The organism is Pacificoceanicola algae, assembly GCF_049341065.1.
Classification (GTDB): Bacteria; Pseudomonadota; Alphaproteobacteria; order Rhodobacterales; family Rhodobacteraceae; genus Pacificoceanicola.
Genome location: NZ_JBMPIX010000033.1, coordinates 20,987 through 41,441, shown reverse-complemented (window position 1 = coordinate 41,441; position 20,455 = coordinate 20,987). Strand labels below are relative to the sequence as shown.

Genomic DNA, 20,455 nt, shown 5'->3' with positions numbered 1-20,455 from the left:
TTCGTGGCCATGTGAATGGTCCTCTGTAATACTGATCGAGCGCATTTGCGCCCACTGTTTGGACACGACTTTCGGATGCGCAAAACGCGCATTCGGCAGCCGTTGCGATACAGTCAACGGATCTAAGGTGAGTTTGCTCTAGGTCGCAGATGTAGCGATGCAGCCAGTCCCCAAACTGACATGCACATCCTGACCCGGTGTGAGTGGTTTCCTCGAACTTGTCTCATTTGCCTGTGTTAACTCGCATATCAATTGGTCGAGAATGAGACAACGTTGAGGCAGTCCGGTTGGCGGATTTCAGCACGCTTGGGCCATGTATAGTGCGTGAAGGGGGGCTATGACGCCTATTTTGTGCGCAACCACCAGAAGGGTTCAGAAGATTTTTTTCTTCATTCACCGAGTGTTCTGTGGATCTGGCACTCTCCTCAAAGGCGCGCGCTTTGCATCGGCAACAATCCGTTCAAAGCCGCCACATTTTGTCCACAACCCGCGAAACCGGGCGGGTGACGGCGCCCAAAAGGTTAATTTTTGGCTCCAGTGTGATTCTTTTCACACAGTGAAAGATTCCGCAGAGGGTCAAAATCGCCGTTTTGTCACATTCTGCCGGTCAAAATGCGGCGAAAGGTTCCCAAGAAGTTTTTCGCCAGAAGCCGCGTCGTGGCATGGCGGGCGTTTCTTGCGAGGTGAAAACCTCGAAAGCGCGGGATAGGACGGAAAGTAACCCAGAGTGCGGTAATCCGGGACAATGCGAGCCGACGCTTGTCCCTTTGACCGGGCTGGATCGAGGTTAGCGTCTCCAGCTCAAAGGGCTCGGTCGTTAGCTTTCCCGCGTCTCGCGCGGCGCGGATCAGGTCTTCACCTTTCTTGGTGCGGCTCAGGACAAGGCTGATACCGTCGCGTTCGGCAAATACCGGATAGCCACGTTCGTCCGCTTCCCAGGCATCGGCGCAAACCACGTCGGCAAATCCGCCGGTGCCGTCCGGACAGATCTTGCAACGAAATTGGAGATGACGGGACAGGATCCCACCCCAACTGTCGGCATAGCTCATCCGGGCCTTTTCCCCGGTCTCGCTGATTGCCGTGGCAAAGCCGGGCCAGCCGTCGCCTCGATAGCGAAAGGCGGCTACGTTCTTTTCCGCAACGCCCAGTACGTCCAATACCTCGCGCGCGCCGCGCAGACTGGGCACACCGGCACAGAAGAAAGACAGCATATAGGGAAAGCGTTGATCGACCCTCGGGTCTGACCGAGCCAAAGCCCTGAGGGCGGCGACATCACAGGGTTTGCCGACAAAGGCGATGCGAATCTCCGTCTCCAGAAGTGGCGCGATACCGGCAAGCGGAGCGGAGGGCGCATAACGCGATCCCGCGCTGTTGAACACGTCGCTGCCTGTGTCGTTCAAAACAATCCTGTTTCCGATTGGCAAATCCGGATCGGCGCCGACCTGAAGCACGCGGTCCACTGCTCCGCTGTCCAGAAGATGAATCAACAAGGCGGACAGGCCGCCGCCCGACGAAGCCTTATGTCGCAGTGCCGGATCACAGGATTGCCCGCTATAGACTTCTATATAGGGACCCCAAAGCGTATGGTCGCGGCGACCTTCAGGCTTCAGGTCAAGACCAAGCCCCGGGCAGACCGCTGCAATATTCTGATCCTGCTCCCGAGAAACATCGCGGGTTTCGAGAGGCCGCAGGAACCCCGCGTCGTCCACCTGCATTTTTATGGCTTCGGGTGCAATGGCGGCGCAGGCGCCGCAGCCGCTGCACAGATGTCCCTTGGCGATCCGGCGCAGGGTAGGGGACGAGGATCGCCCCGTCATTTCGTCCGCGCTGCGTTCTGAAGAATGCCGGTCACGGCGGTTTCGTACACCTTCAGACGCTCAAGTCCGATCTGCAGACAGCTTTCGGTTTTGGCTTTCAGGGCAACGTGATCGTTCAGCGCGGTTTCGAACTTGCGCAAGATGGTGACGGCATCATCACTTTGGCAATCTGCCAGCGTGTCGTAGCCCAACGTGCCGAACAGCCCTTTGAATTTGCGACTGTAGGCCATCGGCAAAACCGGAACGCCGCTTGAGAAAGCAGCGATGCAGGCGTGCATCCGGGCGCCGACAAAAAAGTCCATACCGGAAATGTAGGATTTCGCCTCGCTTGGATCGTTGAACTTGGGGGCGAGTTTGACGAAGGGAAACTCATCTGCCAGCTTTTGGCCAACGCGATGATCGTCCTCAACCTCGAAGTCCTCTGCGATGACGTGCGGGACAAGGTGCACTTCGATGTCGCCGCGTTCCGAGAGCAGGAACAACAGAGTTCTTATCACCTCGGAATAAGAGTCGCGAAGCCCGAACATGTTGTTCTTTGTATAGCCGCCGTTGAACAGCAACCCCGAGACATTGATCCCCACGCGCAACTTGTCTGATGAGGGCAAGTCGGCCTTTTCGTATGGCAGGCGCAGGGCGACATCGGTAGCCTCGATCAGATAGCCCTGATAGCCAAGGTCGCGCAGGAACTTGGTCGAAAGATCATCCCGGGTCGATACGACAGTGGCGCGGCGGATGACTGCAAGGGATGCACGGCGCACCCAACCGCGTTGAAAGGGACCGATGGTCTGAGGGCTGAGAACCAGAGGTCGCCTAGCCAGAAGCGTCAGGATCTTGGAGGCCAGCATGGTTGAGAAGCGTTTGACCCCGTAGATATCGGCAAAGCTGTCCCCGGCGCCGATATCAAGAACCACGTCGCAATCGCGCAAAAGATTGTAAAGACCGCTGCGGGGCTTGACGAAATCCTTCATTCTCAAGGCTGCCACCTCGACGTTGTCTCGCTTCATGTACTTCGCGCGAGCGTCATCCCAGCCAATGATCAAAAAGTGCGGTTCGACGCCCGCTGCCTTGGCAGCTTCTTCGAGGATCGCAATATGTGCAAGTGTCAGCGCCCCGACACCAAGATTGTCGGAATTCATAGAGTGCCAAAGTAGTCCAATACGAATGAGTGGTAGGGATTGGGGCATGCGCAAGTAACTCAATTCATGAAAATAATTTGATTTGTTAGACTATAGGAAGTGTAATTCATTGCGCCAAGGCAAATCTGGGTCGCCGGATCCCCGGCCTAAGGCGTGCTGTTTTGGTATGCGCCAAACTCCTTGGCAAGCCCGTTCGGCACAGGTTGCAGATCCTCAAGCGTTATGCCCAGACCGTGATCGGCGTTGCGAAAAACGCTGTCATAGTGCCAATCGCCACTGGGATCGGTTTGTTGAAGAACCAGGTTCTGGCCGAGGCCCAGTTCTTTGTCATTTGAATAGCTGCCCATGATGTTGCCGTATGACTGGCCATCGACCATGACTTTGGTCGCCTTGCTGCCGATCCCTTCGATGTCCAAAACTGTGTTGTACCGCGCGACAACGTTGGTCCCTTCGCTAAGGGAAACACCACGTATCATGCCGGTGACGATAACGTTCCGCTCTATCAGGACATCACTGTAATGCGCATCATCCAGAAAGATGCCCTGCACGGTGGCGGCAGCCTCGTTGCCGGGTAGGCTAACGTTGCCCCGAATGGTGATGCCGGATGAGGGTGCGCCTTGGAATTGGATAAAGTCCAAATGGTACCCTTTTTGTGGATAGACCAAACGCGCCCCGGTGTTATTCTCGATCAGAACATCTTGGACGGCAATGAATTTGAAACTGTCTTCACCGATCCGGTCGACGGTGTTCCCCCGCAACACCAGACCCTGAACCGCCATGAAAAGTCCGCCGCGCTTTACGTCATGAATAATGTTGTCGGCAAAGGTGATATCGCGAACGCTACCGCCGGTGAGCAAGGCGACAAAATCTGGAAAATCACTGTCGACCTTTGCATTAATCTCAGAGTTTCTGAATTCGATATTTTGACTTCCACCGACAATCTCGACAAGCGCATCGTTCCGTCCGCGATTGCGCGGGTGGTCGACATGAACAGATTCGATGCGAATACCATGTGCGTCATTGAGTGAGATGCTTGTAAATCTGGCATTACGTCCAAATTCAGATTGCATGGTGACAGGGGGATCAAAAGCGAGCCCATCGATACGCAAAGCGCCATAGTTGCCATCCGCCAAAAAGATATGCTCGCCACCTTGGGCCCCGCGCAGAGCCCTGGACAACTCGCGCTTGTTCGAGACATGCAGTGTCTCGCTGGCTGACAAAACATTCGGGATTGTAGTGACCAGAATTGTGGCGCAGGCCAGCGCAAGGGTTCCGGTTTTGCCAGCTGTTGTCGCCCGTCTCTTATGCTTGTGTGGAAAGCGGGTATAGGCCGACTTGCTGTGAGGCGCGCTGTCCTGGCTTTCCGTATCGGGCGGTGAATCACCGGTTCCTTTGTCTGGAACGTTAAGTATCCAGACCGAAGCCCCTAGCAGGAACATGAACAGCACATAGGTCGCGTTCCAATAATGGACGGTCCAACCCGTCAGGAAGAAGGCGGTCAGTGTAAAGATTACCCCAAGACGATAACTTGCCGCGCGGTCAGGCAGATTTTTTCGAAATGCGAGCGGTAAATAAACGGCAAAAAAGGTCAGGAGTGTCAGGATCATGGCCGGGATGCCGTGGCGCACGCCAAAAACGATCCAGAACATGTCGATACTTGAACTCATCCAACTTGGACGCGCCCACTCTGCAAAGCCGATCCCGAAAAGCGGGTGATTGACGATCGAAAGGGTTCCGAAGTTCCAGATGTGCAGTCGCATATAAGCGCTGTATTCATTAAAGGAAAAATAGCTGATAAAAACGGCGGGAGCCGAGCGGTCCGACCCAATCTCGATAGCAATATAAGCCAAAGCAGTTAATGCGGCCAAAACCTTCCATCGCGCGCGGAACTTGGCCAAAACTTCATTCCATATTGCCATTTCTATCTGCACCACCATCCCGGTCAACGGGCCTGCCGACAGCGACAATCCCGCGGTGAACATCACTAGGAGACCCAACATGATACGCCTAAAAAAGGACTTTCCGTACCCCAACACCATGTAGGCTAGTCCAATCGCGCTGCCGCAAAATACACCAAACAATATGGGATGTTCAAAAGTTCCTTGAACTCTGTCGAGGCCCCACCGCGGATTCTTGGCGACCCTGCTGTACGAGGGCCAGATCTTGCTCATGAATTCAAGTATCACGTTTCGGCCAGTAATCGCTTCGATTATGGCGAAGGGCATTAGAAACATGACAATTGCAAAAAGGATCAGTGCTACCCGGTGAAAGTTTTTCTCTGAGCGTACCAAGCAGCGGCCCATTAGGAAAGCACCAAAGGTTTCGCAGAAGAAAATCCCGCCTGCTTCGAGCGCCCTTTGCGGACTGTCAACGACTGCAACGCTGAGAGTCATCCAAATACACAGCAGCAAGAGTGCGAAGTCTGCGAGCCTTTTAGTGCCTGCCTGTCCGCGCAGCCACATCACCAACAGCGGGATCGTCATGATTATCAGCACAATCCGATAAACTGAAAGTCGCAATCCACCAAGCGGCAACACAAAGGGTAAGATAAGAGAAATCAGAAAAAAAACGACGGGCAAAGCTAATGCACGCCCGGTGTCATTCTGGGTGGAAATCAACCCTGTCGTTGACCGTTTTTCAAATGTGATTTCATTGGCATATACCATGTTTTCAAGTCATGCTCTTTGACCGAGATGCTACCGGATGTCGCTCACGCGACGACGGCTACGTTTTTGGTGCGGCGTACCGGGAGCGAATCCCTCAAAATTGAATTCTGGTTTAAACAATCTTCTTCTTTGGAAAGGTTTTTGAACCTCTTGTTTGACCAAGTGGCCGCAGTGGCAAGTGTCTGAAATCCTGCGGACCAAGCCCCTGATCTGTACTTTAACGCTATGCCACCCGTCCCGTGTGCGTCAAGCTTTACGGCCGATTGTTCACATATTTTGCGCATTCACGGCAAATTCTGATCACTGGGCAGGCGTAGTAAGAAAACCATTGAACGCTTGCCTGAAAGACGTTTAAATCGATGAAGATTTGTAGCCTGGTTTAGGGCGAATTGATTTTTTGAGAGGCATTCTGTTGTGAATGAAGCGCCCCCTTCCGTTTCCGTTATACTGCCGGTTTACAACAGGTTAGAGTCTCTTGCGCTCGCTATGCGCAGTGTGCTGGACCAGTCGTTTGGGGATCTTGAACTGATCGTCGCCGATGATGCTTCGTCTGAAGATGTGGGGGCTGTTGTAAAGGGGTTCAATGACCCTCGCGTGCGTTATGTCCGGCGCGAGTCCAATGGCGGCGCGGCGGCGGCGCGCAACACCGGTATCTCACTGGCTCGGGGAAGGTATATAGCCTTTCAGGATAGTGACGACCTGTGGTTGCCGGGAAAGTTGGAACGTCAGGTTGCTTTGCTGGAAAGTCAGCCGCCAGAGGTTGGGGTCGTGGTAGGCGCCAAGATCCTTTATGGGCGGGACAACGAATATAATTTTGGGGTTGGAAGGGTCGCATATGCGCCGCCAGCCGGGCGTTGGCTGACTTTGGAAGAGGACCAGTTGCAGCGTTCTCTCTTGGAAAACCGGATTAGCCTCCAGAATGCGGTGTTCCGGCGCAAAGCCATGCCGGATGAACCCATGTTCGATCTGGTCGCCCGTGCCAATGTGGACTGGATCTTTACCGTGCGCCTTACCCAGAGGACGAAAATCTTCGAAGATCCGGAACCTGTCGTCTTTTCCTATATTTCGGCGGACAGCGTTTCAACAAACCGGCGGCGTGCCTTGATGGGCCGGATACGTGTCTTGCAGGTGAACCGCGCGGCCTATGAACGCTATCCAGCTGAGCATGCGAAAATGCTTGGTCAGATCGGGGTTCTTTTGATTAGGGAGGGTCGAGCGCGGGCGGGCAGAGGTGCCTTGCGCAAAGCAATCCGAGTCTATCCACCGATCATGCTCGGGCTTGCAGGAAAGTCAATCGGAGCCGGCGCGCGGCGGTTCTTCCGGATCCTGACCCGCTGCCGTGCACTCATGAAAGGGAGAAAGGCATGAGTTCCCAGAAACCGCTCGTAAGCCTTGGGCTACCGGTTTTTAATGGGGAAAAGTATCTGCCCCAAGCCATCGACTCCATCCTGGCGCAGGATTTTGAGGAATTCGAATTGTTGATTTGCGACAATGCTTCGTCCGATCGGACCGAAGAGATTTGCCGCGCATATCAAGATGTAGACAGACGGGTGCGCGTAATTCGCCACGAGGAAAACATCGGTGCGGCACGCAATTTCAATTTTACCTTTGAGGCGACCGAAGGGCCCTATTTCAAATGGTGCGCGTGTGATGATTACCTGTCACCCAGCTATCTGGGAAAGGTTCTGGAGCTGCTGAAAAGTGAACCAGGGGCATCGCTGAGCCATAGCCAAACTCAGATCGTGGATAGCAATTGCGATGAACTGGAAATTTTCGTTCCCGAGTTCGTCATGCTGCCGGATGATCCGGTGGATCGTATGATGCAGGTCTTTCGGCATGGGCAACGATGCTATGAGGTCTTTGGAGTTATGCGGCGCGAGACGCTTGAAAATACCGGCTTGATCGGCAATTTCCGCGGCGGAGACAATGCGTTGTTGTATCGGCTCGCGATGCTGGGAACGTTCGAAATAGTGCCTGAACCTTTGTTCCATTTGCGGCGCCATGAGGAACAATCGACGGCTATGGTCTCCGATAGTCAATCCTATCACACATGGTTTACGGGACGGAAGGCCAAGATCAGTTTTCCCGATTGGCAATTCCTGCGTGAAACATGGGCGGCGCCGGCGGGAATCAAATTGCCGGTCGAGGCGAAGTTGCGTTGTTTTTCCGCCTTGGCCGGCGAAAGCTATCGCCGCCGCCGCAGGTTGATCCAGAACCTTCGCGTGGCCGGTGAAACGATGATTTTTGGAGGTTCGGATCCTAAACGCCGCCGCCGGTTGTTCAAACGAAACTCTTGAAAACAATGGACGGGTCTGCTCGATGACAGCTTTGGATGTTCTTCCCGTCAGTGTCATCATACCAACGTTCAATCGTCGAAAAACCGTGGGCGCGGCGATAGATAGCGTGCTGAATCAAACTGTCAGCCCGGCGGAAATCCTGGTTGTCGACGATGGATCGCAGGATGGGACGAAGGCTTTTCTTGATCGGCGATATGGCGCGCGCATTACCTGTATACGGCAGGACAATCAGGGCGTAGCGGCCGCGCGGAACACCGGGATTTCGCAGGCCGGGCAGCCATTTGTCGCATTTCTGGACAGCGATGATATCTGGACGCCTAACAAGCTGGAGCAGCAGTATCCCGCAATGTTGGACAGGAACGTCGTGCTATCTGCTTCAGATTGGGCCTGGTCCGATTTAGAAACTCATAGCCAGTTCAGAAAGATCGGCAGTTCAATAAATCAGCCGTATAGTGTCCTTCAACATCCGTTGGAATATCTTGCCCGCAGCCGCGGTCATGGGATCGCGATCCAAACCTGTATCTGCCGACGTGACGTTCTTTCCGATTTGGGAGGATTCGACCGCCGATTTAGGATCACCGAGGACAACGACCTACTTTTCCGACTTGCCGAAAAGGGGACATTTGCACTTGTGCCCGATGTCCTCATGTTGCGTTGTTCCGATGGCGGTGTTGCACATTTGACCGACACGCGATCCTCCCAGTGGAGGGCTGAAAATCTGGACAATATGCTGCGCATCGTGGACGCTCGGATGGCCGTCTCTGTTGGCGAAAGCACGCGTAACGCGTTGCGCCGCCGTTGGGGGCAGCTTGCGATCGACCGGGCGCGGCTGCACACCGCATCGGGTGCCACCTCAGCCGCGCGAGCGCTTTATTTCAAGCAATTCATAACATTCCACCCGACAAAGCAAACCGTTATTGCCGCAGCAGGAATGATCGCACCCGCACTGGTTGAGAAATTACAGCGATCCGGACGTTAGATTAGTAGTAAGCGCCGTCTCGACCCCACGTTGCTGCTAATGGCTTCGGCTGCGAGGTGATCTCCATCTCATGATGGGGAGTGCGTTTCGCAATGTGCGCTACAAATTCGTTTCTCAAATCGCTGGGCGTCGAGATTTACGCGTTAGGTCACCGTCGGTGGCCGGACGAGGCAAAGGCGCTGGCCGTCTCGATGACCCTGGAAGCCGGTGCGACTGTAAATGCCGTGGCGGAGCGGCTTGGCATTCTGCCCAATCAACTTTCGGCGTGGCGACGAGAGGCCAAACACGGCAAGTTCGTGCTGCCTGCGACCGAAGTCGAGGAACCTGTCTTTGCGCCGCTCGTCGTCTTCGAGGCAGTCGACGAGGAAGCGCGTCCGGAGGTCGCATCGCAGGCGGCCCCGATCAGGATCATTCGGGGTGCTGTTGTGATCGAACTCGCGCATGACATGCCCGTCGCTAGGGTCGCGGAGATCGTCCACGCGCTGGAGGTGCATCCATGTTGATGCCTTCGCAGGGTATGCGGATTCTGGTGGCGACGAAGCCGGTCGATTTCCGGAAGGGGCATGATGGCCTCGCGGCCTTGGTCCAGTCGACACTGGCAGAGGCTCCGTTCACCGGAACGGTCTTCGTGTTCCGGTCGAGGCGCGCCGACCGGTTGAAGGTCCTTTTCTGGGACGGCAGCGGTTTGGTCATGGCCTACAAGCGGCTGGAGGAAAGCACGTTCACCTGGCCGGTGATCCGCGACGGGGCCATGACCCTGAACCACACGCAGTTCGAGGCCCTGTTTGCCGGCCTGGACTTGCGCCGGGTGCGGTCGCTGGAGGTGCGCCGCCCGACTGTGGCAGAGTGACTCGGCCCCGGGAATGCCCGGGCATCGGCGCTCCCGGCGCGGTATGATCCGCGCATGCCCGACGCCCCGCCCATCGACCTGTCCGCAATCCCCGAGAGCCAGCGCGCCGCCGTTCTGGCGGTGCTGCAGGAAAACGGCGCCCTCAAGGAAGCCAACCGGCGGCTCGAGCATCTCGTGGCCGAGTTGAACCATGTCGTGCATGGCAAACGGTCCGAGAAGCTGAGTGATGACGACCGGCAGCTTGCCTTCGAAGACCTGGAAACCGCCGTAGCCGAGGTCGAGACCCGCAGGGAGCAGGCCGCTCCTTCCGCCCAGACCCCGCGACAGAAACGGCAGCGCAATCTCGGCCATCTGCCCGCGGACCTGCCGCGCATCGAGCGTGTCATCGAACCGGCGAGCCTTGAGTGTCCTTGCGGCTGCGGCCGCATGCACCTGATCGGCGAGGATCGGGCCGAGCGTCTCGACATCGTGCCTGCGCAGCTTCGTGTGCTGGTCGACATCCGGCCGAAGTATGCCTGCCGCATTTGATCAGCCGGGGTCACCCAAGCGCCCGCCGCGCCCCGGCTGATCGAAGGCGGGATACCGACCGAAGGTGCCATCGCGCATATCCTGGTCTCAAAGTTCGCGGACCACCTGCCGTTCTACCGCCAAAGCCAGATACTGGCGCGGTCCGGCATCCAGATCGACCGCAGCACCTTGGCGGATTTGGCCAGGACAGCCGCGTTCCACCTCGGCCCTGTCGTTGATCGACTGACCGAGCGCCTGAAGGGATCGACCAGGCTCTTCATGGACGAGACGACAGCTCTTGTCCTCGACCCGGGCACAGGCCGAACCAAGACCGGCTATCTCTGGGCTCTGGCCCGGGACGACCGTGGATGGGCAGGAGAGGACCCGCCTGGCGTGGTCTTTACCTATCACCCGAGCCGCGCCGGCGCGCATGCCGAGCAGATCCTGCAAGGCTTCGACGGCATTCTGCAGTTGGATGGCTACACCGGTTACGATCGGCTGACGCGCCCCTCCCGCAAAGGCGGCGCGCCGATCACGGTTGCCCACTGCTGGGCACACGCACGTCGCAAGCTCAAAGAGATATTCGACCGCGACGGCTCCGAGATCGCTGGCGAGGGGCTACGCCGGATCGCCGAGTTCTACCGCATCGAGGCCGAGATCCGCTGCATGGGCCCCGGTCAGCGTCTGTCTGCCCGCCAAGCCCGCAGCGCGCCCCTTGTCGCCGAATTCGGCGACTGCCTGCAGGCGCAGCGCCTGCGTGTCTCGGCCAAGTTACGGCTGGGCGAGAAGTTGACCTATATCCACCGACAATGGCGCTCTCCCGGGGTGCGTGATACATACGGGCATGTCGAATTCCGCCGCTTCTCTGCCCGACGATCCCGCCCTGCTGAAGGCGATGATCGCTGCGTTGCAGGCGGAGAACGAGAAGATGTCAGCCTCCCTGCGCGCGCATGATCTGCTGGTCCAGGCGCTGCGGGTGCGGATCGCAAAGCTGCAAAAGCAGGCCTTCGGGGCGAACTCGGAGAAGATCGAACGCGAGATCGAACAGTTCGAACTGGCGCTCGAGGATCTTCAGGTCGCCATGGCCGAAAGTGACGACAGTCCACACGACGAGAGCGATACGACGAAGGCGTCGCCCGGGGGTGAAACCGACCGGAAAAGGCCACGTCGCCGTCCCCGGGTCTCCGAAAGCACGCCGCGCGAACGTCGCGAACTCGATCCGGGTGACAGCTGCCCGGACTGTGGCGGGGATTTGCGGGTCGTCGGGGAGGACGTGAGCGAGTTGCTGGACATGATCACCGCCCAGCTAAAGGTCATCCACTGCCCGTCAGGCGATTTGCAGAGCAAATCTGCCGAGAGGGAGATCGCTCGGGTGAAGAAATCCTGCCGGCGGTGCGAGACGATGGTGCAGAGCCCGGCTCCCAGCCGACCGATACCAGGCAGCATGGCCGGCCCCGGATTGCTGGCTCATATCCTCGTGTCGAAGTTTGACGATCACCTTCCATTATATCGGCTGAACGAGATATTCGCCCGGATGGGCGCCGACATCCCGGACACCACCCTGGTGGATTGGTGCGGCAGGGCCATGCGGGTCCCACAGCCTCTGAGCGACCGGATCGAGGCCGAAATCATGGCCAGTGATGTGCTCCATGCCGATGATACGCCAATCCGGGTTCTGGATCGCTCCCGCCGGGACAAAGGGCTCGGCAAGGGGGTGAAACAGGGGCGCATATGGGCCTATGTCCGTGATCAGCGCCCATGGTCCGGCGCCGCGCCGCCCGGTGCGGTCTATTACTTCTCACCCGACCGGAAGGGTGAGCATCCCCGGAACCATTTGCGGGGCAGCAGCGGTATTCTGCAGGCCGACGCCTATACCGGCTTCAAGCAGCTGTATGAACGACGCGCCGACGGCAGTTCCCAGTTCAGGGAAGCCGCCTGCTGGGCGCATCTGAGGCGTGACTTCCACGACGTCTGGACCGCCAGCAAGTCAGAGATCGCCCGGGAAGCACTCGACCGGATCGGCAAGCTCTACGACATCGAGCGCGAGATCTCCGGGCAACCGGCGCAGGCGCGCCTCGCCGTGCGCCGGGAGCACAGCCAGCCCAAGGTCGAGGCTTTCAAGACCTGGGCCGAAGCGCAGTTGAGCCGCATTCCGGGCAAGGGCGACCTGGCGAAAGCCTTCCGTTATGCGCTCGGCCGCTGGTCCTCCTTCACCCTGTTCCTGGAGGATGGCCGCGTCGCCATCGACAACAACGCTGCTGAACGGGCAATGCGCCCCATCGGCATCGGTCGGAAAAACTGGCTCTTCGCCGGAGCCGACACCGGCGGTGAAACCTTGGCCCGCGCCATGACGCTGATCGAAACCTCCAAGATGAACGGGCTCAACCCGCAGGCCTACCTGGCGGACGTGCTCGACCGCATCCACGATCACAAGATCAACAGGCTCGATGAATTGCTTCCATGGAATTGGAGCACTGAACACCGCAATGCCGCTGCTGCTTAGCCCGCGGTGCCAATAGGGCGCTTACGCTTCCTTGGAACTTTACCCCGTCAAGCTGATCCCGCGTGCAGCGCAGACAGCGCTTACGATTAGTCTGGGTTGTTTTGAAAAGGCTTCAAGTTGCGCCCGATGTGAGAACCGAGCTGGCATCTACGAAGTAGATCTGAAGCGCGTCTGAATTCTTTCGCGTAACCCTGCTAGATCACGCCGTTCGTCTTTGTTGAGTGACACGGTAAATAATACAAGAATATAAATGGCTCCCCCCGAGACGCAATAAAACAAAAGGGTGGTCCAATCGCTTGGTGTCTTGATTAGATTTAGACCAAACCAAACCACCGCTCCACAGATTGCGGGCATAAAGCCGGGTATAAGGACCATGTTGACAAAATCCCGTAAGCTTGCGCCGGTCAATTTCAAGCTCAACCGCCAATAGTAAAGCAGTTGGGACGCCACAGTGATAAAACTAAGCGAAAAGGTCAGCCCTACGGCCCCGGTATCTGTCCACGAAAGCAGACCCGCCATCATACACAGTCCAGCAAGCTGAAACAAAAACGCGGGTAGGAAAAAGACCCTCACCTCAGCCATCGCCATTGCTGCCATGGCAAGCATCGCCGTGGGCGACGTGAAAGGAAAAATAATCATAAAAAGGGTGATTACGACCGCAGCTTGCGAATACTCTTCACCTGCATACAACTTGATAAAGCTGGCCGCATATATCGTCAAAGGGGTTGCCACTGATAAGGTAACCCAAAGCGCATAACGGCCGCCGCGCAGGACAGTGTTGCGCATTCGGCTGCGATCTTTCAGGGCATGCATGGCAGTCAAGGCAGGCTGCAAAGGTTGTGATGCAAGAGCAACTGTAGAACTGATTTGCCGATAGAACGTCGCCCCTAGATAATAACTCGTCACATCGACAGGTGTTCCATAGAGATTAAGCAGAATGGTTGCGGCGCTGGTGTACATCATATTGCCCAGCCGCCCCAAAGTTGTCCAAAGTCCAAATCCTGTCAGTTGGCGTGCCTCGGTCCATGAAAACAGTGGCAGACTTATCTTTAGCTGGGGTACTATGGAGCGCGCCCGAAGGACTGTAACAAGGGAGTAAACCGTCTCGGAGATAGTCGTGGCGACGACCACCCATATCACTTTTGGACCAATGCCCAGCAGGAAGCTTAACAGCAAGGTTATCCGTAATAGATCACGGCAAATTCCGATTAGGTTCAACTCGACATAGCGCTGCCGGACATGAAAGCCCGACAGGAAGGGCATGGCCATCATCTGGATTGCAAAATTCAAGACCAGCAACAGCATCATGATACGAGCATCCGAGACGCTGTGATCAGGAATGTTCAGTAATTTGTCGATGTTGAAGGCAAAAAGCGTGCCGAGGGCGGCAAAGATCAAGCCTACGCCCGCGAGCAGCGGGAAGATCGAACTGATAATCCTTGTTACCTTGTCGAAGTCTCCCTTTGCGTAAGCTTCGACGACAAACCGGCTGATACCACTTGTAAAGAAGGTAAAGAATAGCGGGGCAAACACCATAAGAGATGTGACCACTGGTAGAACCGCGAATTCGTCGGCCGAGATGCGTTTCAAAAGGTATTGATACATCCATAAAATGACGGACATATTTACGATTTTTGCGACAAGCGAACTTGCCGAATTGATAATGACTAAACGCTTTGAAACGATAACATGCGTGTGGTCGGCCAATCTTTTACCCTGCCACTACGGCAAACTCAGGGTTCAGCCCCATTTTGCCCACCTCCGCAATAATCTCGGCCTGGTATAGCGCGTTAGAGATCAAAATCAGATCGGGTGCAATCTCTGTCAACGCTTCCGGCGCTACGACCGGCAGAGCGACACCGGGCGCGATCAATCCTTGCTTGCGGGTGTTCAGATCGACAAGTGCAGAGAGATGCGCCCCTGCAGCACCAAGCGCGTTGGCAAAGGTTATACCCTTGGAACCCGCCCCCCAGATGACAGCCCTGCCATCCATTTCCGAAAGCCGTTTGCACCAGCGGTCAAGTTCCGCTTTTGAAGCCATGCCAAAGGCCTGTGCCGCCGCCAGAATCTTTTGGGTGCCGTCGTCAATGAAATCGGGAACTGGGTCGCATGGACGTGCTTCAACCATCAGGAACTGGCCACCATAGCCAGCTTTGACCGAGAGCAGTTCAAACCCGCTACGGCGGAAGAGTGTGGTGATCGCAGGTGTGGTCCAATAGCCGACATGTTCATAAATCGCGTCCCACATCGATACTGCGTCCAGCATCCATTCGGCGTTTGGAACTTCGAAATAGATCGGGACATCGCGCGTTCCGATGGCCCGTCGAATGTCGTGCATCAGTTCCAATGGCGTATCGAGATGTTCAAGCACATGACGGCAAAGAATTGCGTCGAAGGGCCGATCAAGCTGGTCAGAACGGAAATACTCAGGCACGATCTCGACCCCGCCACGAGAGGTGTAGGGCGTTTCTTTGCCTGCCATCGAAGGATCAAATCCTGTGGCTGTGGCGGCACCATTTTGCGACATAAGGTCCAGCATGTGTCCGTCACCACAGCCGATCTCGAACACATGGCGCCCTTTCAGATCAAACCGATCAACCAAGCCTTGGGCCAACTCTTCAGAAAAGGTTTGGAAACTGGGCGAAAAATGCAGGGCGTTCTCATAGCCCGGCGCATATTGCATGCGCGCAGGATCGAAATCGTGGTTCCAGATGAAGGCGCATTGACGACAGGCAACCAGATCCACGTCGCCCAAAGGTGCAGCGCGCGCAGCATCGGCATCGGGCCAGAGTTGGTTGCAGATGACAGGCACATTGCCCAGATGAAAGATCCGTTCGGGCTTGGGCGCGTTGCACACGGGACAGTGGGTTGAAAGTGTCATGTCACACAGCCACAAGTTCGGGGTTCAGGCCCATAGTCGCAAGTTGTGCGCCAATCTCGGGAAGATAGATTGGGTTCATCACGATCACAGTGTCCGGTGGGGTGAGTTTAAGGTCTTCCGGCGCCGCGACACGGTGTGCCGTGACAGGCAGGTACTTGCCCTGTTTGAACGGGTTTATGTCGATGACATGCGCCACCTCTTCTCCCAGACTATTGGAGGTCAGAAAGGACACGCCCTTTGATCCGCCGCCCCAGACAGCAACTCGTTTGCCCTCGGCGTGGCGCGATTTGACAAATTCAGTCCAGTAAGCGCGCACATCGGCGACTTTCTTGGGAAAGCCTGCTGCCAAAATGCGCACGGCTTCCAGATCGTCCTCATTTTCCAGAGCAGAGCGACCTTTGGTCGGTTCGGCGTATTGGATGATATACTGATCATCATACGCCAGGTAGAGTTTGGTCACATCCATGCCCGCGCGCCGGAACAGTCTCGCATGGCTGCCAAGAGTGAAATAGGAACAATGTTCGTAATAGATGTCCCAGAAAGCGCCTTCGTCCAGCACTCGTCGGACGTCCGGGGTTTCAAAGAAGATGCCGACATTCTCATTCCCATCGATAACCTGCACGATGTCGTTCATCAGGCGGCCTACTTCGGGGATGTGCTCCAACGTGTGACGGCAAACAATGAAGTCAGGGGCTTCGGCGATGGTTGCCGGAGAGAAATATTCGCACTGAAAGGCAATGTCCTGACCGTCCGCGCCCGGCAGACGTTCCGGAATGAAGCCGGGGTCCACACCCAAACCTTGCGTTCCGGTCTGGCGCGCCAGTTCCTGCAGGAATTCACCCTTGCCGCAGCCTATCTCAAGTGTCTTGCGCCCTTTCAGATCGTAAAGTGAAGCGACTTCGGCAGCCAATTCCTGAGCAAAGCGGTTGAACGTGCCCGAGAAATGCTGGCTCTCTTCCGTGGTCGAGGCATAGTCGACTTTGGCCAAATCAAAGATCGTGTTGAAGATAAAGCCGCAGTCAGAACAGAGCGACAGCGCAAGAGGCGCACGCGGAAAAGCGCGCGCCTCGGCTTCGGTATCCAGCAGGATGCAGCTTTGGACCGGGATCGCCTCCAAGCGATAGATCTCATCTAGATGGGTGCTGCCGCAGGCAGGGCAGGACGTCAGAGGAGTCATGAGTGTAATCCTCTTCGCTTATTGTTCGACAATTTCAAGATTCGGGATAGGCACTACGAATTTGCCCCCGGCCTGCAAGAAATCCTGCTGCTGACGAATGATCTCATCGCGGAAGTTCCACGGCAGGATCATCACATAGTCGGGCTTGTCCGTCTTCAGCCTGGCGGGATCGTCAATGCGGACGCGCACACCAGGCATGTATTTGCCTTGCTTATGAACGTTCTTATCGACCGCGTATTCAATTGACCGACTGTTCAGATCCAGGAAGTTGAGCATGATGGTGCCCTTGGCCGCCGCGCCATAAGCCGCGATACGCTTGCCCTCGGCCTTGAGTCCCCCGATCAGATCTCGCGCTTTACGCCGGAAATCACGGACCCGTTCGCCGAAGCTGCCATAATAGTCAAAACGGTCGATGCCCAGTTCCTTTTCTTCGGCAAGGATAGTCATCACCGCCTCGGTAGGCTGTTGGGTCTTGCCGAAATAGAGCCTGAGCGAGCCACCATGGATAGGCAGACGGCGCACATCATTCAGATACAGCCCGTGTCGTGCGAAAAGCGTCTGCGCCGAACCGACCGAGAAGTAACACAGGTGCTCGTGGTAGATCGTGTCGAATTCGATAAAGTCTATGAGATCGCGCACATAGGGGAATTCGACGACCACCATTCCGTCATCGGCCAGTAGTTCGGCCATGCCTGCAACCAGATCATTCTGATCAGCCACATGCGCGACAACGTTGTTGGCAATAATGATATCGGCCTTGCGACCTTCGCTCGTCAGCCTTTGAGCCAGTGCCTTGCCAAAGAAATCGTTGATAGTTTCAACGCCCTTTTCGATGGCTGCCTTGGCAGGCTGTGCCGCCGGGTCGATACCCAGCACAGGCACGCCTTTTTCTTTGAAGTTCTGAAGCATGTAGCCGTCGTTCGATGCGATCTCGGCCACGAGGCTATCAGCGCCCAGTTCCTGCATCTCAATAAGTTCGAGCGCGTTTTCGCGGCTGTGTTTGAGCAGATCCTCGGAGAAGGAAGAGAAGTACAGGTAGTCATCACCGAACATCTCTTCGGCCGGGCGGGTCTCCAGAAGCTGAACCAGTGTGCAGTCCGGGCAATAACCCAACCGCAGTGGTACCAGTGATTCACGGCGGTCGAGGATAGATTCATCCAAAAGCCCATCCGAGCGCGGCATCAGGCCAAGATCGAGGATTGGTTGCAGCCCGTCATGACCGCAGGAAATACACCTGACCTTTGCGGCATCCGCGACAAATTCCGGGTCAAGGCTGGCCACTTGGGCGGCAGAGCGCTCCGACAAAGCTTTGTCGGTGTGGGCCAGAACCTCGTCGATCACTCCGTCGGCAATCAACTTTTTGATGTGACCTATGCGCTGATAACGCGGCCCCTCGAATTCTTCCAGCGTGAGATCAACAGCCTTGTAAGCATTGTACAAAGATTGTGCGCCTTTCAGTGCATCCCATTGTGGTTTGAAATGCGGCATCACGCGCTGGATCTTGTCGCAGTTCACCCGGTACGACCGTTTGTCTGGTCCGGCGTCATCGGCAAACGTCACATTGCAACCCGGCACGACTGAGGCGACGATTTCTGCCAGCTCCTTGATCTGATAGTTGTGCTCGGTCACGCCGACATTGAAGGCCTCATTCCGAATAGCGTCGACAGGGGTGTCCAGCGTGGCAACAAAGGCGCGGCTGATGTCTTCGATATGAGTGATGGGTCGCCAAGGGGTGCCATCGGATTTCATGTGGATATTTCCGGTCGTAACCGCCCATGCGACCAGATTGTTCAACACAAGATCAAAGCGGATACGCGGGCTGACGCCGTAGGCAGTGGCCGACCTCAGATACGTTGGGCAAAAGCTATCGTCGGCCAGTTCAGCCAATGCCAATTCGGATTTGACCTTGCTCTCGCCGTAGGGAGTAACAGGATTGAAAGCACCATTTTCGTCAATGAAGTCGGAACCCCCGGCCCCGTAGTTCGAACAGGATGACGAAAACACAAAACGTTCGACACCAGCAGCCTTGGCTGCCCGCGCTACATTCATCGTACCCTCAAAGTTGATTTTATAGGTGGTTTCGGGACGAAAATCCCCTAGGGGATCGTTCGATAGGGCCGCCAGATGAAACACCGCATCAAAGCCCAGAAGATCAGCGGGGGTCACACTCCGAATGTCCTTGAGCAATGTAGGAACCTGCGGAATCTCTCCGCCAGGAGCAAAGGTGCAACGTTCGTAGAGATCGCTGTCGATTCCGGAAACTTCGTGCCCTGCCGCTTCAAGCATTGGAGTGAGAACGGTGCCGATGTAGCCTCTGTGGCCTGTTACCAGTACACGCATCATTCTTTCTCCCATACTGCCCAGGGGCGTTCCCCGGAATCCCAGAATTTCTGCAAAGTGTGCTTGTCGCGCAGCGTGTCCATCGCGGCCCAAAAACCTTCGTGACGATAGGCCATGAGTTGTCCGTCCCTTGCGAGGTTTTCCAACGGTGCGTGTTCGAACATAACCATGTCACCTTCGATGTAATCAAGAACCTCTGGTTCAAGCACAAAGAAGGCGCCATTGATCCAGCCCTCGGCGGTCTGCGGTTTTTCTTCGAAGGCAGTTACCTGATCGCCCTCAAAACGCATGTGCCCATAGCGCGCCGGGGGTCGCACCGCTGTGATAGTGGCCAGTTTGCCATGACTGCGGTGGAAGGCCAGTAACTTATCCAAGTCCACATCCGAAACGCCGTCCCCCCATGTCAGCATGAAGGTTTCATTGCCCAGATATTCCTTTAACCGTTTCACACGGCCACCGGTTAGCGTCTCGTCGCCGGTTTCAATCAGGTCGACTGTCCAGGGGGTGTCGAATTGGTTGTGTCGTACAAGCGGTTCGGGGCTGCCGAAATTGACCGTTAAATTGCCCGAAAGTGTACCGTATTCAGCAAAGTAGCGCTTGATGTAGTCGCCCTTGTAGCCAAGCGCTACAGCGAAATCGTTGTACCCATAATGTGAATAGATTTGCATGATATGCCAGAGGATCGGTTTTCCGCCAATCTCGACCATGGGCTTGGGACGTACGACGGTTTCTTCTGCCAGCCGGGTGCCCTTGCCCCCTGCTAAAATTGCGATTTTCATATTCTGGAGCTCCGTACTCAAACTGATTTTTCTAAATGGCCGCTGAAGTTCAAATGGATAAACTTGAGGGCAGTGCCTCGGCCCGTAGTATGTTGGTCGAGCACTATCACTTCCACCTCTCGACTGAACCCTGCATGGGGACCTCCTGCGCAAATCTGGTCATGGTGGCGCTTGTTTGGTCGTTTTCGGATGACCGGCCAAAATCGCCGATTTCGCACCCAAGACGGCATTGCACTGACTTCATTGCGAGACACGCAGATGCTGCACCAAAGGATATTTTGGCCTAGTCGCAGAGCATCACCAAATCAAACAAACGGCTTCCAAATATTCATTCTTGCAGATCATGCTAACCGGAGTTTCTGTAAACTCAAGGGAGTTCAGAGCTATGGCCTTCAGGAGGCAAAGATTAACCAGAATTCATGCATTTCGCGAGACATTTCAGCATCTAACGGGAGATCGTTTCCTCATCACGTTGAAGTTCGAATCGCTTGCGCATACGGCAAGTAGGGTATTCCGGAACTGC

14 protein-coding genes and 1 pseudogene are annotated in these 20,455 nt (G+C 56.0%); 7 read left to right on the top strand and 8 right to left on the bottom strand.

Translation table 11 applies throughout. The features are described 5' to 3' along the window. Window positions 1-593 precede the first annotated feature (593 nt). From ACOYQJ_RS24295 to ACOYQJ_RS24285, 3 genes are all read right to left on the bottom strand, one after another. The gene (locus ACOYQJ_RS24295; protein ID WP_422908492.1) at window positions 594-1,817 is read right to left on the bottom strand and encodes a Coenzyme F420 hydrogenase/dehydrogenase, beta subunit C-terminal domain; all 1,224 of its coding nucleotides are present in this window, start codon (window positions 1,815-1,817) and stop codon (window positions 594-596) included. Continuing rightward, entirely contained in the window at window positions 1,814-2,953 is a 1,140-nt protein-coding gene (locus tag ACOYQJ_RS24290; protein WP_422908491.1) for a polysaccharide pyruvyl transferase family protein, read from the bottom strand. The genes ACOYQJ_RS24295 and ACOYQJ_RS24290 overlap by 4 nt, the downstream gene beginning before the upstream one ends. Window positions 2,954-3,099: 146 nt before the next feature. Continuing rightward, window positions 3,100-5,619: a hypothetical protein gene (locus tag ACOYQJ_RS24285; protein WP_422908490.1), complete on the bottom strand. Its 2,520-nt coding sequence runs from the start codon at window positions 5,617-5,619 to the stop codon at window positions 3,100-3,102. Window positions 5,620-6,033: 414 nt separating this feature from the next. Between ACOYQJ_RS24285 and ACOYQJ_RS24280 the strand changes: the two genes are divergently transcribed. The 7 genes and pseudogenes from ACOYQJ_RS24280 (at window position 6,034) to tnpC (ACOYQJ_RS24250) (ending at window position 12,755) form a co-directional block, all read left to right on the top strand. Beyond that, window positions 6,034-6,987 carry a glycosyltransferase family 2 protein gene (locus tag ACOYQJ_RS24280; RefSeq protein WP_422908489.1) on the top strand — a complete coding sequence of 318 codons (954 nt, stop codon included), beginning with the start codon at window positions 6,034-6,036 and terminating at the stop codon, window positions 6,985-6,987. Continuing rightward, window positions 6,984-7,916, top strand: coding sequence for a glycosyltransferase family 2 protein (locus tag ACOYQJ_RS24275; RefSeq protein ID WP_422908488.1), 933 nt, complete (start codon window positions 6,984-6,986; stop codon window positions 7,914-7,916). The genes ACOYQJ_RS24280 and ACOYQJ_RS24275 overlap by 4 nt, the downstream gene beginning before the upstream one ends. 22 nt (window positions 7,917-7,938) lie before the next feature. Then, window positions 7,939-8,895: a glycosyltransferase family 2 protein gene (locus ACOYQJ_RS24270; RefSeq protein WP_422908487.1), complete on the top strand. Its 957-nt coding sequence runs from the start codon at window positions 7,939-7,941 to the stop codon at window positions 8,893-8,895. 92 nt (window positions 8,896-8,987) lie between these two features. After that, on the top strand, window positions 8,988-9,398 hold the full coding sequence (locus tag ACOYQJ_RS24265; protein ID WP_422908486.1) for a transposase: 411 nt from the start codon (window positions 8,988-8,990) through the stop codon (window positions 9,396-9,398). Continuing rightward, complete coding sequence (gene tnpB / locus ACOYQJ_RS24260; RefSeq protein WP_422908485.1) at window positions 9,392-9,745, top strand: IS66 family insertion sequence element accessory protein TnpB; 354 nt, start codon at window positions 9,392-9,394, stop codon at window positions 9,743-9,745. Before ACOYQJ_RS24265 ends, tnpB begins: the two co-directional genes overlap by 7 nt. A 54-nt stretch (window positions 9,746-9,799) precedes the next feature. Further along, window positions 9,800-11,065: pseudogene (gene tnpC / locus ACOYQJ_RS24255) on the top strand (IS66 family transposase); the annotation flags it as partial. Between the two features lie 31 nt (window positions 11,066-11,096). Beyond that, window positions 11,097-12,755 carry an IS66 family transposase gene (gene tnpC, locus ACOYQJ_RS24250; protein ID WP_422908484.1) on the top strand — a complete coding sequence of 553 codons (1,659 nt, stop codon included), beginning with the start codon at window positions 11,097-11,099 and terminating at the stop codon, window positions 12,753-12,755. A 147-nt stretch (window positions 12,756-12,902) separates the two neighbouring features. Here tnpC (ACOYQJ_RS24250) and ACOYQJ_RS24245 read toward each other — a convergent pair whose 3' ends face one another. Genes ACOYQJ_RS24245 through rfbF form a run of 5 tightly spaced genes read right to left on the bottom strand, consistent with a single transcriptional unit; the run spans window position 12,903 to window position 19,932 of the window. Then, window positions 12,903-14,462, bottom strand: a complete 1,560-nt coding sequence (locus ACOYQJ_RS24245) for a lipopolysaccharide biosynthesis protein (RefSeq protein ID WP_422908483.1) — start codon at window positions 14,460-14,462, stop codon at window positions 12,903-12,905. A 4-nt stretch (window positions 14,463-14,466) separates the two neighbouring features. Continuing rightward, window positions 14,467-15,636, bottom strand: a complete 1,170-nt coding sequence (locus ACOYQJ_RS24240; protein ID WP_422908482.1) for a class I SAM-dependent methyltransferase — start codon at window positions 15,634-15,636, stop codon at window positions 14,467-14,469. 1 nt (window position 15,637) lies between these two features. Continuing rightward, complete coding sequence (locus ACOYQJ_RS24235; protein WP_422908481.1) at window positions 15,638-16,813, bottom strand: class I SAM-dependent methyltransferase; 1,176 nt, start codon at window positions 16,811-16,813, stop codon at window positions 15,638-15,640. 18 nt (window positions 16,814-16,831) lie between these two features. Then, window positions 16,832-19,246, bottom strand: coding sequence for an NAD-dependent epimerase/dehydratase family protein (locus tag ACOYQJ_RS24230; protein ID WP_422908480.1), 2,415 nt, complete (start codon window positions 19,244-19,246; stop codon window positions 16,832-16,834). Beyond that, window positions 19,153-19,932 (bottom strand): glucose-1-phosphate cytidylyltransferase, encoded by a 780-nt coding sequence (gene rfbF / locus ACOYQJ_RS24225; RefSeq protein ID WP_422908479.1) that lies wholly within the window; start codon window positions 19,930-19,932, stop codon window positions 19,153-19,155. Before rfbF ends, ACOYQJ_RS24230 begins: the two co-directional genes overlap by 94 nt. Window positions 19,933-20,455: the final 523 nt, after the last annotated feature.

Bases quoted from the DNA above. Each gene is read 5' to 3' on its own strand.
- ACOYQJ_RS24295 (WP_422908492.1), bottom strand. From the start codon at position 1,817: ATGACGGGGCGATCCTCGTCCCCTACCCTGCGCCGGATCGCCAAGGGA.
- ACOYQJ_RS24290 (WP_422908491.1), bottom strand. From the start codon at position 2,953: ATGAATTCCGACAATCTTGGTGTCGGGGCGCTGACACTTGCACATATT.
- ACOYQJ_RS24285 (WP_422908490.1), bottom strand. From the start codon at position 5,619: ATGGTATATGCCAATGAAATCACATTTGAAAAACGGTCAACGACAGGG.
- ACOYQJ_RS24275 (WP_422908488.1), top strand. From the start codon at position 6,984: ATGAGTTCCCAGAAACCGCTCGTAAGCCTTGGGCTACCGGTTTTTAAT.
- ACOYQJ_RS24270 (WP_422908487.1), top strand. From the start codon at position 7,939: ATGACAGCTTTGGATGTTCTTCCCGTCAGTGTCATCATACCAACGTTC.
- ACOYQJ_RS24265 (WP_422908486.1), top strand. From the start codon at position 8,988: ATGTGCGCTACAAATTCGTTTCTCAAATCGCTGGGCGTCGAGATTTAC.
- tnpB (WP_422908485.1), top strand. From the start codon at position 9,392: ATGTTGATGCCTTCGCAGGGTATGCGGATTCTGGTGGCGACGAAGCCG.
- tnpC (WP_422908484.1), top strand. From the start codon at position 11,097: ATGTCGAATTCCGCCGCTTCTCTGCCCGACGATCCCGCCCTGCTGAAG.
- ACOYQJ_RS24240 (WP_422908482.1), bottom strand. From the start codon at position 15,636: ATGACACTTTCAACCCACTGTCCCGTGTGCAACGCGCCCAAGCCCGAA.
- ACOYQJ_RS24235 (WP_422908481.1), bottom strand. From the start codon at position 16,813: ATGACTCCTCTGACGTCCTGCCCTGCCTGCGGCAGCACCCATCTAGAT.
- rfbF (WP_422908479.1), bottom strand. From the start codon at position 19,932: ATGAAAATCGCAATTTTAGCAGGGGGCAAGGGCACCCGGCTGGCAGAA.